The 12,572-nt window shown below is 59.7% G+C and carries 10 protein-coding genes; 6 read left to right on the top strand and 4 right to left on the bottom strand.

What is annotated here, in order from left to right:
• Positions 1-44: 44 nt before the first annotated feature.
• The gene (gene pgi / locus ACJ8QF_RS17895) at positions 45-1,691 is read left to right on the top strand and encodes a glucose-6-phosphate isomerase (RefSeq protein ID WP_033639258.1); all 1,647 of its coding nucleotides are present in this window, start codon (positions 45-47) and stop codon (positions 1,689-1,691) included.
• 62 nt (positions 1,692-1,753) lie between these two features.
• On the opposite strand, the gene ACJ8QF_RS17890 is transcribed toward pgi, so the two are convergent.
• Positions 1,754-3,187, bottom strand: a complete 1,434-nt coding sequence (locus tag ACJ8QF_RS17890; RefSeq protein ID WP_004936691.1) for a capsule assembly Wzi family protein — start codon at positions 3,185-3,187, stop codon at positions 1,754-1,756.
• Positions 3,188-3,411: 224 nt separating this feature from the next.
• Here ACJ8QF_RS17890 and psiE point away from each other — a divergent pair, with 224 nt between their 5' ends.
• Positions 3,412-3,819: a phosphate-starvation-inducible protein PsiE gene (gene psiE / locus ACJ8QF_RS17885; protein WP_004936694.1), complete on the top strand. Its 408-nt coding sequence runs from the start codon at positions 3,412-3,414 to the stop codon at positions 3,817-3,819.
• A gap of 211 nt (positions 3,820-4,030) precedes the next feature.
• On the opposite strand, the gene malG is transcribed toward psiE, so the two are convergent.
• From malG to malE, 3 genes are read right to left on the bottom strand one after another with little or no spacing between them, the layout of a single operon-like run.
• Positions 4,031-4,921, bottom strand: a complete 891-nt coding sequence (malG, locus tag ACJ8QF_RS17880; protein WP_021505147.1) for a maltose ABC transporter permease MalG — start codon at positions 4,919-4,921, stop codon at positions 4,031-4,033.
• A gap of 11 nt (positions 4,922-4,932) precedes the next feature.
• The gene (gene malF, locus ACJ8QF_RS17875) at positions 4,933-6,510 is read right to left on the bottom strand and encodes a maltose ABC transporter permease MalF (RefSeq protein WP_131165461.1); all 1,578 of its coding nucleotides are present in this window, start codon (positions 6,508-6,510) and stop codon (positions 4,933-4,935) included.
• Between the two features lie 57 nt (positions 6,511-6,567).
• Positions 6,568-7,761, bottom strand: a complete 1,194-nt coding sequence (gene malE / locus ACJ8QF_RS17870) for a maltose/maltodextrin ABC transporter substrate-binding protein MalE (protein ID WP_033631965.1) — start codon at positions 7,759-7,761, stop codon at positions 6,568-6,570.
• 358 nt (positions 7,762-8,119) lie between these two features.
• On the opposite strand from malE, the gene ACJ8QF_RS17865 reads away from it, so the two are divergent.
• The 4 genes from ACJ8QF_RS17865 to malM all read left to right on the top strand — a co-directional run bounded on the left by ACJ8QF_RS17865 (position 8,120) and on the right by malM (position 12,518).
• Positions 8,120-9,091, top strand: coding sequence for an alpha-amylase family glycosyl hydrolase (locus tag ACJ8QF_RS17865; protein ID WP_440484531.1), 972 nt, complete (start codon positions 8,120-8,122; stop codon positions 9,089-9,091).
• Positions 9,084-10,193: a maltose/maltodextrin ABC transporter ATP-binding protein MalK gene (gene malK / locus ACJ8QF_RS17860; RefSeq protein ID WP_004936708.1), complete on the top strand. Its 1,110-nt coding sequence runs from the start codon at positions 9,084-9,086 to the stop codon at positions 10,191-10,193. Before ACJ8QF_RS17865 ends, malK begins: the two co-directional genes overlap by 8 nt.
• Before the next feature lie 32 nt (positions 10,194-10,225).
• A complete protein-coding gene (locus ACJ8QF_RS17855; RefSeq protein WP_015379233.1) occupies positions 10,226-11,515 on the top strand; it encodes a maltoporin in 1,290 nt (429 codons plus the stop codon).
• 97 nt (positions 11,516-11,612) lie between these two features.
• Positions 11,613-12,518, top strand: coding sequence for a maltose operon protein MalM (gene malM / locus ACJ8QF_RS17850; protein WP_131165459.1), 906 nt, complete (start codon positions 11,613-11,615; stop codon positions 12,516-12,518).
• Positions 12,519-12,572: the final 54 nt, after the last annotated feature.

The raw sequence follows: 12,572 nt of genomic DNA, 5'->3' as shown, positions 1-12,572 counted from the left end.
CGGACAAACGCGTCATTTTTATTCTCAAGCCTAAGAGTGTTGCTATGAAAAATATCAATCCTAGTCAAACCGCTGCTTGGCAAGCCCTGCAGCAACATTATGCACAGATGAAAGACGTACGGATCGCCGACCTGTTCGCCCAGGACAGCGATCGTTTCTCCAGGTTCTCCGCGACCTTCAACGACCAAATGTTGGTGGACTATTCCAAGAACCGCATCACGCAGGAAACCCTGGAGAAGCTGCAGGCGCTGGCGAAAGAAACCGATCTGCAAGGCGCCATCAAATCGATGTTCGCCGGTGAGAAGATCAACCGCACCGAAGATCGCGCGGTGCTGCACATTGCCCTGCGCAACCGCAGCAACAGCCCGATTCTGGTCGACGGCAAAGACGTCATGCCGGAAGTGAACGCGGTATTGGCCAAGATCAAACAGTTCTGCGCGCGCGTCATTGGCGGCGAGTGGAAAGGCTACACCGGCAAGCCGATCACCGACGTGGTGAACATCGGCATCGGCGGTTCGGATCTCGGCCCTTACATGGTGACCGAAGCGCTGCGCCCTTATAAAAACCACCTGAACATGCACTTCGTCTCCAACGTCGACGGCACCCACATCGCCGAAACGCTGCAGCCGCTGAATCCGGAAACCACGCTGTTCCTGGTGGCCTCCAAAACCTTCACCACTCAGGAAACCATGACCAACGCCCACAGCGCGCGTGACTGGTTCCTGAGCAGCGCCGCCGATCAACAGCACGTGGCCAAGCACTTCGCCGCGCTGTCCACCAACGGCAAAGCGGTAGCCGAGTTCGGCATCGATACCGACAACATGTTCGAATTCTGGGACTGGGTCGGTGGCCGTTACTCCCTGTGGTCGGCGATCGGCCTGTCGATCGCGCTGTCCATCGGTTATGACAACTTCGAGCAGCTGTTGAGCGGCGCGCACGCTATGGACAAGCACTTCGCCGAAACGCCGGCGGAGAAAAACCTGCCGGTGCTGCTGGCGCTGATCGGTATTTGGTACAACAACTTCTTCGGCGCCGAAACCGAAGCCATTCTGCCGTACGATCAGTACATGCACCGTTTTGCCGCTTACTTCCAGCAGGGCAACATGGAATCCAACGGCAAGTACGTCGATCGCAACGGCAACCCGGTGGATTACCAGACCGGCCCTATCATCTGGGGCGAGCCGGGCACCAACGGCCAGCACGCGTTCTACCAGCTGATCCACCAGGGCACCAAGCTGGTGCCGTGCGATTTCATCGCGCCGGCCATCAGCCATAACCCGCTGGGCGATCATCACGCCAAACTGCTGTCCAACTTCTTCGCTCAGACCGAAGCGCTGGCGTTTGGCAAATCGCTGGAAGTGGTGGAAGCCGAGTTCGCGGCGCAGGGCAAAACCCCTGAGCAGGTCAAGCACGTGGCGCCGTTCAAAGTGTTTGAAGGCAACCGGCCGACCAACTCGATCCTGCTGCGCGAAATCACCCCGTTCAGCCTGGGTAGCCTGATCGCGTTGTATGAGCACAAGATCTTCACCCAGGGCGCAATCCTGAACATCTTCACCTTCGATCAGTGGGGCGTAGAGCTGGGCAAACAGCTGGCTAACCGCATCCTGCCGGAGCTGGCGGGCAGCGAGAAAATCAGCAGCCATGACAGCTCGACCAATGCGCTGATCAACCGCTTCAAGGAATGGCGCTAAGCGCCTGAGCTGAAGCCAATAAAAAAACCCGCCGCGGCGGGTTTTTTTACGTCTGTAACAAATTACAGGTTGATCGGCACTTCGAAGCTGATGCCTGCACCCACGTCGTCGGCGGTGCTGTGATCGCTGTCGGTGTACCACAGGCTGGTATCGAACTTAACCTGAGAATCGAAGCTGTAACCCCAGCCGAGCTGAATGCCTTTCAGCGTATCGGAACGCGGGAACGCCCGGTTGATGGTTTGGTTGTTCGGGTTTACCTTGGCGTACACCAGGCGGGTACTCCAACGTTGGCCATCGTCCAGCACCATTTCCACGCGACCGGACAGCATCTGGCCGTCGCCGCCCATCGCGTGGCCCAGCGGATAACCTTGCTGGTAGTAACCGCCCCGATAGATGTAGTGGTTGTACATCACGTTGTTGGCGTTGCCGTTAGAGCGGGTATCAGAACCTTCGATATGCCAGTTGATGGTGGTCGGGCCCCATTCCGGATGGCCTTCAAGCCCCAGCATATAGGCATTATGCGAAGGCAACATGCCTGCTTCATCTTCACCGGTGATCTGACCATAAAGGCTGACCGGCATGCCGATGAGCGGCTGCAGCTTGAGTTTGAAGTCAAAACCGCCCAACTGGTTGCCCGGATCGTTTTTCGGATCGCCGGTGTTATCGTTACCGGTTACGCCATCCCAGAAGGAACTCCAGGAGTGCGGACGGCCATCACCACCCCACATCATGACGCGTGAAGCGCCCAGCTCCAGGAAGTCGGTCGGCATCATGGTCAGGCGACCGCCGATCAGCTTGGTGTCCGGTACGGCAGCGTACTGCGACAGCTGGCCGGCGGACAGCTGGTATTGCCAGCGGCCGATCCACGACAGCCACGGGGTTTCAAACGGCGATTGGTCGGCGCGCTGCAGCATAAAGCCGGCCACCGGGCGCGCGGCGTCGGAGCGGATCAGGCTGCCGTCGTAACCCGGGCCCCACCACTGGGAGACCTCGCCGAAGGAGAGCCATTGGTTCCAGATCTTCACTGCGCCGTAGGAGCCGTTCATGTTGAATTTGGAACCGTCGCTGACGCGCTGATCGCCTTCCACCGAGCCCTGCAGACGCACGTCCCAGAACTCGCCGTTGGCGCCGGCGCCGATGGTCAGGCGATCGTCGGCGTACTCGTTTTGGCCGAAGCCCTGCGGGGTGCCGGGTTTATCGGTCGAGGCGTAACCGCTGACGCGGATGTTGGCTTTCAGGGCGTCAACGCGGCGTTGCACGCGGTCGATGACGTTTTTCTCGGTATTGGTGACCGGTTTGGCCTGCGCGATAACGGAACTGATCTCTTCCTGACTCAGCGGCCAGGTGGACAGGCTGACGTTGATGACGCCGCGGTCAGACAACCAGGCGAGATCGTTACGCAGATCGTTGTCAGGGGCTACCAGGCCGGCGGCGTGGCCGGACAATGCACAGGTAAACAGGCCTGCAGCGACCAGTCCGTTAAGTTTAGCGCGCATAAAGAATTCCCTTGTTAATTCGAGGTTATTGGTTTTATGTAAAGATCTCTGTGACCCATGATAGTTGACATTTCGATTTGCTACAAATCTATAAGTCAGAAACATCTTATTATAACGTGATGAATTAAATGGGGTTTAAAGTGCTTTCGCGAGGGGCGGAATTTTTAGGACAATGCCTATATTGGCACGGTTGAATCATATAAGCGGTATTCAGGAGAGGTTTTATGGCAAAAACGTCGCGTTCGATCATGATAGCGAAAGGGCTGCAGCGGGTGCTGAACGTGGGCTTATTGCTGCTGGCGGCAATTCTGGTGGTGTTTCTGGTCAAGGAGACCCTCCACCTGGCGAAGGTGTTATTTATCAACAACGAAGAGTCTTCTTCATACCTGTTGATTGAAGGCATTGTGATTTATTTTCTGTACTTTGAATTTATCGCCTTGATCGTCAAGTATTTTGAGTCGGGTTATCATTTCCCGCTGCGCTATTTTATTTATATCGGCATTACCGCGATTATTCGTTTGATTATCGTGGATCACAAAAATCCCATCGACACCCTGATCTACGCGGCGGCGATATTGGTGCTGGTGGTGACGCTCTATCTGGCTAACACCGATCGGCTGAAACGGGAGTAGCTGAGATAAAAATGGCGGCCAAAGGCCGCCAAAGACACAGGATATAATTACCCGTCGTCTTTCAAGCGACAGCGTTGTTGACTGCACTCGCTAACCCCAGTTACTTACTGAAGTAAGCGCCTGGGCTTAGCGAGCTGGTCGCCTAGCTGTAACTTGAAATCCATAGGGTAAAAGATAAGGAAAAACATCAAACGCACTGCAGCGGCACAAATTACCCCTTCACGCCGCCGGCCGTCAGGCCGCCCACCAGCCAGCGCTGCGCCAGCAGGAACACGGCGGTAATCGGTATCGCCGATAGCACCGCGGCGGCGGCGAAGTCGCCCCACAGGTAGTTCTGCGGGTTGAGATATTGCTGCATCCCCACCGCCAGCGTGTAGCTGTTCACATCGCGCAGCAGCAGCGACGCCACCGGCACTTCGGTGATGGCGGCAATAAACGACAGAATGAATACCACCGCCAGAATCGGCACCGACAGCGGCAACAGCACCAGACGGAACGCCTGCCACGGCGTGGCGCCATCCAGCGCCGCCGCTTCTTCCAGCGAATTGTCGATGGTTTCGAAATAGCCTTTGATAGTCCAGACGTGCAGCGCAATGCCGCCCATGTAGGCGAAAATCACGCCGCCGTGGGTGTTCAGGCCGATAAACGGAATGTACTGGCCCAGGCGATCGAACAGGGCGTACAGCGCCACCAGCGACAGCACCGCCGGGAACATCTGGAAGATCAGCATGCTTTTCAACAGCGTGCTCTTGCCGCGAAAACGCATGCGGGCGAAGGCGTAGGCACAGGTGGTGGACAGCGTCACGATACCGATGGCGGTGATCGCCGCGATTTTGACTGAGTTCCACAGCCACAGCAGCACCGGGAACGGCGGCGGCGTCACGCTGCCATCGGCGTGGGTGACGCTGAAGCCGAGCGCCAGCCGCCAGTGATCCCAGGAGAGGGTTTCCGGTATCAGGCTGCCGGTGGCGAAGTTGCCGGAGCGCAGCGAGATGGCGACCACCATCAGCAGCGGAAACATGATCAGGGCGATAAAGCACAGCATCAAGATATGGGTGATCCACAGGCGCAGGCGCTGGGATTTGGGTTGAACCATGGCCATCGTTATTCTCCCTAATCGAAGTTCATCTTGCTGGCTTTCAAATTCAGGATCGCCAGCGCGCCCACCAGCAGGAAGATCAGCGTGGCGATGGCGGCCGCCAGGCCGAAGTCTTGTCCGCCGCCGCCTTCGAAGGCGATGCGGTAGGTGTAGCTGACCAGCAGATCGGTATAGCCGGCCGGCGTGGTGGTGCCGATCATGTCCGGGCCGCCGTTGGTCAGCAGCTGGATCAGCACGAAGTTGTTAAAGTTGAAGGCGAAGCTGGCGATCATCAGCGGCGTCAGCGGCTTGATCAGCAGCGGTAAGGTGATGCGGAAGAAGTTTTGCCACGGGTTGGCGCCATCCATCGCCGAGGCCTCGTACAGATCGTCCGGGATCGCTTTCAGCAGCCCCATGCACAGGATCATCATGTACGGGTAGCCGAGCCAGGTGTTGACGATCAGGATCATGCTCTTGGCGGTGAGCGGATCGCTGAACCAGGCGGGTTTGATGCCGAACAGATGGCTGAGCATCATGTTGATTTCGCCGAAGCTCTGGTTGAACAACCCTTTGAAGATAAGGATCGAGATGAACGACGGCACCGCATAGGGCAGGATCAGCAGCACGCGGTAGATCGCCTTGCCTTTCAGCGCCTCCCACTGCACCACGCAGGCCAACACCATGCCGACCGCCACGGTGAGGATCACCGTCATTACCGAGAACACGATGGTCCAGATGAAGATCGACACGAACGGTTTCTTGATGCCCTCGTCCTGCAGCACCCGCAGGAAGTTTTTCCAGCCGGTGGTGACGGTATAGCCGGGGCTCAGGGTTTCCTGCGCCCAGCCGCCGTCGGCGTTGATCGCCTGATAGAAGCCGATGTCGCCGTTCGGCCGATAGCGCACCTGGGTCTGGTTATTGGTCAGCGTGCTGCCGTCTTTGTCCAGCGCATACAGCGGGCGGGTGCCGGAGAATTGGCGAAGAGAGCTCATGCGCAATTCACCGCCGTCGGGCAGTTGCGCCACCAGCTGGCTCAGCGCTTGCCGGTTCTGGGTGATCACCCGCAGCGTGGCGCGTTCGCCCTGCGGCGCGGCGCTCTGCGTGGTCAATGTCAGGGTTTGCGGCGCAGCGGCGTCGAGGCGGAAAGGCTCGGAAATCAACGGCTGTTCACTGTCCGGCGAGGTTAATTGCAGGCGCCATTGCTGATTTTCCGCCGGGTAGAGGCCGAAGGTGAAGGTTTTGCCGCTCTGGAACTGGCGTTGCATCAGCACCGATTGCGCGCGCTCAAAGGTCAGCTGGTTGGTGCTACTGTAGTTGGTAAAGGCGATGGCGATGGTGCAGATCAGCGGGAACAGGACGAACAGTCCCATGCCGGCGACGCCGGGATACACATAGCGCCAGGCGTAGGCGCGGCGGTTGGCGAAGACGTAAAGTCCGGCGCTGACCAGGATCAGCGTCAGGATGGCGAACAGGTATTCACCCTGTGCATACATCAACACAATCAGGTAGCAGGTCACCAGGCTGAACAGGCCGACCACCAGCCATTTCAGCACGTCGCTTTGCCACCACTTCGATTTTTTACGCGCGGGCGTCCCGGCGTGAGCGAATTGCATAGGGCGTTCCTTTCTGTGAAGCAACGGCGGGGCGCCACGGCGCCCCGCACGACGTCGTTACTTGGTGATACGGGTCTGCACATCGTCCAACGCGGCTTTCACCGTCTGACGGCCGCTGACGGCGTTGATCACTGCACTGCGTTCGGCGTACCAGAAAGCGCTCATCTGCGGAATGTTCGGCATGATCTCCCCGTTTTGCGAGTTCTGCATGGTGGCGGCGATCTTCGGATCTTTGGCCAGCGCTTCCTGGTAGGACTTCAGCGCCACCGCGCCCAGCGGTTTGTCTTTGTTGACGTCCGCCAGCCCTTCGTTGGTCAGCAGATAGTTCTCGAGGAACTCGGTCGCCAGCTCTTTATTCGGGCTGGCGGCGTTGATGCCGGCGGTCAGCACGCCGACGAACGGCTTGGACGGTTTGCCTTTGAAGGTCGGCAGCAGCGTCACACCGTAGTTGATTTTGCTCTGCTCGATGTTGTTCCAGGCCCATGGCCCGTTGATGGTCATCGCGGTCTGGCCTTTGTTGAACGCGGCCTCGGCGATCGAGTAATCGGTATCGGCGTTGATGTGTTTGTTTTTCACCAGATCGACGATGAACTGCAGGCCGGCCTGTGAACCGGCGTTGGCGACGCCGACATCCTTGATGTTGTATTTGCCGTTTTCATACTTGAAGGCATAACCGCCGTCGGCGGCGATGATAGGCCAGGTGAAGTAGGGTTCCTGCAGGTTCCACATGATGGCGCTCTTGCCGGCGGCGCGCAGCTGTTTGTCCAGCGCCGGGATCTCTTCCCAGGTTTTCGGCGGCTGTTTGACCAAGTCTTTATTGTAAATCAGCGATAGCGCTTCGACGGCGATCGGGTAGCCGATCAGCTTGCCGTCATAGCGCACGGCGTCCCAGGTGAACGGGAACAGCTTGTCCTGGAAGGCTTTGGACGGGTGGATTTCGGCCAACAGGCCGGACTGCGCATAGCCGCCGAAGCGGTCGTGGGCCCAGAAAATGATGTCAGGACCGTCGCCGGTGGCGGCCACCTGCGGGTATTTTTCTTCCAGTTTGTCCGGGTGCTCGACGGTGACCTTGATGCCGGTGTCTTTTTCGAATTTCTTGCCGACTTCCGCCAGGCCGTTATAGCCCTTGTCGCCATTGATCCAGATAACCAGTTTGCCTTCCTCAATCTTGGCGAAGGCGGAAGAAGAGAGCACCAGGGTGGCCAGTGCCGAGAGCGCCAGCGTGCGGGCGAGGGTAATGCTGCGAGTCATAATCCAGTCCTTCTTTTTGTGGGCACATAAATCAAGGAGAGACGTTTCGCGGTAATAGTGGGTCACAACGCGACATATTCTCATCCTCCCCCCCTCTACGCCCCTGAGATGAGGAGTGTGATCCAGTTAACGTTGTGCTCTATTCTGTGGCGTCAGGCACAAAATAGGGGGGCGATTTTTGCCAGCCGGATCACAGATTTGCCTTAAGCGCGGAACTTCTCATCGCCGCGGTCGTTCTCTCATCCTCCCGCCTCCTCCCCCATGAAAAATCCTGTTACGGATGATTACCCTTTCCGGTGACTCCCGCACTATCGGCACATCGATTTTTAACGCCACGCGCAGCAGGGATACCGGATTTATGTCGTCAATGCCTATCGCCACTCAGCCCACCCTGTACCGGATCCATCCGGCCAGTTTCCGTGACGGAAACGGGGACGGCGTGGGCGACGCGCACGGCATGCTGGCGGCGCTGCCGTACCTGAAAGCGCTGTCGATCGACGGCCTGTTGCTGCCGCAGACGCTGGCGCCGAAGGCCGAGGCGACGGTGACGGGCGAAGGGCTGACGCTGTGGTACGGCGATGAAGCCAACCGCGTTCGCAATGCCGTCGCGCCGCAGCGGTTCGCCCACGGCGCGCTGGCGCTGGACGTGATGCCGTTCAGCGCGGAGAAGCTGGCGGCGGTGTTGCACGCCCGCCGCGCCACGTTGGCGGACAGCCTGTGGAGCACCGGGGACGCCGAGCAGCCAAGAGTGGTCAGCCGCTGGGGGCAAGGCGATCTGCGTTCCGCCGCCGCCTTTTTGACGCTGTTGGCGATGTTGCCGGCGCCGATCTGCCTGTATCAGGGCGAAGAGCTGGGGCTGCCGCATGCCGCCGGCCTGCAGGATCCGCGCGGCGCGCAAACGCCGATGCCGTGGCATGAAGCCCCCGAACAGGTCACCGCCGGGGAGATCAGCTGGTATCAGCAGGTGGCGATCGAACACCGCGCATTGGCCATCAGCCGCCAACAGCACGACAGCCACTCCACCTTACGTTACTGCCAGGCGCTGTTGGCCCTGCGCCGTTCGCCGCTCATCCAGCGCGGCGAGCTGAACGCGGTCAGCCAGCGGGACGGCGTGGTGCGCTTACTTATTACCCATCAGGATCAATGCCTTGAAGCGCTGATAAACCTGCAGCCTTATACTCAGGCGGCCGCGCCGTCTGAGGCGACCTTGCCGTTGGCATGGCAGCACGGCGCGCAGCAAGAGGGTCATCAATGGGTTTTGGCGGGCTTTGCCTCCGCCATTTTCACACGACATGTTAACTGCGAAAGCAGGGGAGTAACGCATGGCTAGCGTGACACTGCGCAGCGTTTATAAGGCCTTCGGTGAGGCCGTGATTTCCAAAGACGTCAATCTGACCATCGAAGACGGCGAGTTTGTGGTGTTTGTCGGGCCGTCGGGCTGCGGCAAATCGACGCTGCTGCGCATGATCGCCGGGCTGGAGGACATCACCTCCGGCGACCTGCTGATCGGCGAGAAACGGATGAATGAGGTGCCGCCTTCCGAGCGCGGCATCGGCATGGTGTTCCAGTCCTACGCGCTGTATCCGCACCTGTCGGTGGCGGACAACATGTCGTTCGGCCTGAAGCTGGCCGGCGCCAGGAAAGCGGAAATCAATCAACGGGTGAACCAGGTCTCCGAGGTGCTGCAGCTGGCGCACCTGCTCGATCGGCGGCCGAAGGCGCTGTCCGGCGGTCAGCGTCAGCGCGTGGCGATCGGCCGCACGCTGGTGGCCGAGCCGGACGTGTTTCTGCTCGACGAACCGCTGTCCAACCTCGATGCCGCGCTGCGGGTGCAGATGCGCATCGAGATCTCCCGTCTGCACAAGCGCCTGCAGCGCACCATGATTTACGTCACTCACGATCAGGTCGAAGCGATGACGCTGGCCGACAAGATCGTGGTGCTCGACGCCGGTCGCGTGGCGCAGGTCGGCAAGCCGCTGGAACTGTACCACTACCCGGCCAACCGCTTCGTCGCCGGGTTTATCGGCTCGCCGAAGATGAACTTCCTGCCGGTCAAGGTGACCGCTGCGCAGCCGCAACAGGTGCAGGTCGAACTGCCCAACCGTCAACTGGTCTGGCTGCCGGTGGAAGGCGCGGGCGTTCAGCCCGGCGCCAACCTGTCACTGGGCATTCGCCCCGAACATTTGCTGCCCGGCGAAGCCTCTGAAGTGCGGCTTACCGGCGACGTACAGGTGGTGGAGCAGCTCGGTAACGAGACGCAAATCCACATCCAAATCCCGGCCATCCGTCAAAACCTGGTGTACCGCCAGAACGACGTGGTGCTGGTAGAAGAAGGTGCCACATTCGCCATCGGCCTGCCGCCTCATCGTTGCCACCTGTTCCGTGAAGACGGTACGGCATGTAAACGGCTGCACCAGGAGCCGGGCGTTTAAAGCATCAAAGTCGGTATAACAGGAGAATAATGATGACTACTCTGCGCAAACTTCCTCTGGCACTGGCTGTCGCCGCCGGTGTTCTCTCTACTCAGGCGCTGGCCGTGGATTTTCACGGTTACGCCCGTTCCGGCATCGGCTGGACCGGCAGCGGCGGTGAGCAACAGTGCTTCAAGGCCACCGGCGCCGCGAGCAAATACCGTCTCGGCAACGAATGTGAAACCTACGCCGAACTGAAACTGGGGCAGGAAGTGTGGAAAGAAGGCGACAAGAGCTTCTATTTCGACACCAACCTGGCCTATTCGGTCTCGCAACGTTCCGACTGGGAAGACGTGACGCCGGGCTTCCGCGAAGTCAACGTGCAGGGTAAAAACCTGATCGACTGGCTGCCGGGCTCCACGCTGTGGGCCGGTAAGCGTTTCTATCAGCGTCATGACGTCCACATGATCGACTTCTACTACTGGGATATCTCTGGCCCGGGCGCCGGTCTGGAAAACATCGATCTGGGCTTCGGCAAGCTGTCCGCCGCCGTGACCCGCAACTCCGAATCCGGCGGCTCTTACGGCTATCTGGATAACGAATGGAAACAGCGTCCGACCGTCAACGACACTTTCGACCTGCGTCTGGCCGGTCTGGAGCTGAACCCGGGCGGCACCCTGGAGCTGGGCGTGGACTACGGCCGCGCCAATGCGCAGGATAACTACCGCCTGGCGGACGGTGCCAGCAAAGACGGCTGGATGTTCACCGCGGAACACACGCAGAGCATCCTGAACGGTTACAACAAGTTCGTGCTGCAGTACGCCACCGACTCGATGACCTCACAGAACAACGGCCGCAACGAAGGCGCCACCATCGATAACAACGGCAAGATGATCCGCGTGCTGGATCACGGTGCCATCGACTTCAACGATCAATGGGCGCTGATGTACGTCGCTATGTTCCAGGACATCGACCGCGACAACAACAACGGCACCACTTGGTACACCGTGGGCGTGCGCCCGATGTACAAATGGACGCCGATCATGAGCACCTTGCTGGAAGCCGGCTATGACAACGTCAAATCCCAGCGCACCGGCGATCGCAACGGCCAGTATAAAGTGACCCTGGCGCAGCAGTGGCAGGCGGGCAACAGCATCTGGTCGCGTCCGGCCATCCGCCTGTTCGCCACCTACGCCAAGTGGGATGAGAAGTGGGGTTACGCCACCGGCGATGATACCGGGTATAACGCCGGCACCGCTTACAACGACACCAGCATGCATACCTTCAGCCGCGGCAAGGATGACGAAGTCACCTTCGGCGCCCAGATGGAAATTTGGTGGTAACGACAGGACGGGGAGGGCCGCAGGCTCTCCCCCAATCGCATTCGCCGCGGCCGGATCTCTTGCCTGATCCATCGCGGCGCTGAAAGAGGATATAACGATGAAAAAGAATCTGCTGTCACTCTGCCTGTCGCTGGCGCTGACCGTCGGCGCGCCTTTGGCGGCCAATGCCGATACGCCGGCCAACGTTTCCGTCGCGCCGGCCATCAGCGCCGCCACGCTGCAAAGCCTGCCGTGGCAGCCGTTGCAGCCGCCGGTGTCGCAAGAGGTGAAGCTCGACGCCGTCAGCCCGCAGCTCAATCAGGGCGAGATCCAGGGGGCGATCGCCGCCTATACGCTGCCGGCCGATCGCGGTTCGCTGGAAGTGACGCTGAGCAGCCTCGCCAAAAACAATTCGCTGTACGCGCCGAGCGTGCTGGTGCTGGACGAGCATCTGCGCCCGGCGGCATATTACCCGAGCAGCTATTTTCCTTACCAGCCGCCGGGGGCGATGTCCTCCGATCGTCTCGAAGGCACGCTGAAGCTGACGCCGGCGCTCGGTCAAAAACAGATTTACCTGCTGGTGTACACCACCCGCCAGGATTTGGTGAAAACTACGCAGCTGACCAACCCGGCCAAGGCCTATGCGCAGGGGGTGGGCAACGCGGTGCCGGATATCCCGGATCCGATCGCCGGCCACGCGACGACCGGTACGCTGAAGCTTAAGGTCACCGCTGAACAGGGCTCCGGTAACGTGATGATCGGCATGCTGCAGCCTGCGCCGAGCGTGGCGCCGGTGGTGGTGGGGTCGAGCACCCCGGCAGCGGCGGCGGCACCGATGCCGACGCCGGAGAAACCGGCGGAGCCGATGCTCAACGATACCGAAAGCTACTTTAATAACGGCATCAAGCAGGCGGTGAAGGCGGGCGATATCGACAAGGCGCTGAAGCTGATGAATGAGGCCGAGAAGTTGGGCTCTACCACTGCGCGTAAAACGTTTATCAGCAGCGTTAAAGGCAAGGGGTAACACCCGGCGCTGCCGATGCTGGCTCGATGATTGGTGCGCCTTGGCGCACCTTTT

Source organism: Serratia sp. CY81684 (assembly GCF_052166595.1).
GTDB classification, from domain to species: domain Bacteria; phylum Pseudomonadota; class Gammaproteobacteria; order Enterobacterales; family Enterobacteriaceae; genus Serratia; species Serratia nematodiphila.
This window is presented reverse-complemented; position numbering and strand designations above follow the sequence as displayed.

Coding starts and splice junctions, on each gene's coding strand:
- malE (WP_033631965.1), bottom strand. CDS start 7,761: ATGACTCGCAGCATTACCCTCGCCCGCACGCTGGCGCTCTCGGCACTG.
- malK (WP_004936708.1), top strand. CDS start 9,084: ATGGCTAGCGTGACACTGCGCAGCGTTTATAAGGCCTTCGGTGAGGCC.
- malG (WP_021505147.1), bottom strand. CDS start 4,921: ATGGCCATGGTTCAACCCAAATCCCAGCGCCTGCGCCTGTGGATCACC.
- ACJ8QF_RS17890 (WP_004936691.1), bottom strand. CDS start 3,187: ATGCGCGCTAAACTTAACGGACTGGTCGCTGCAGGCCTGTTTACCTGT.
- malF (WP_131165461.1), bottom strand. CDS start 6,510: ATGCAATTCGCTCACGCCGGGACGCCCGCGCGTAAAAAATCGAAGTGG.
- ACJ8QF_RS17865 (WP_440484531.1), top strand. CDS start 8,120: ATGTCGTCAATGCCTATCGCCACTCAGCCCACCCTGTACCGGATCCAT.
- malM (WP_131165459.1), top strand. CDS start 11,613: ATGAAAAAGAATCTGCTGTCACTCTGCCTGTCGCTGGCGCTGACCGTC.
- pgi (WP_033639258.1), top strand. CDS start 45: ATGAAAAATATCAATCCTAGTCAAACCGCTGCTTGGCAAGCCCTGCAG.
- ACJ8QF_RS17855 (WP_015379233.1), top strand. CDS start 10,226: ATGACTACTCTGCGCAAACTTCCTCTGGCACTGGCTGTCGCCGCCGGT.
- psiE (WP_004936694.1), top strand. CDS start 3,412: ATGGCAAAAACGTCGCGTTCGATCATGATAGCGAAAGGGCTGCAGCGG.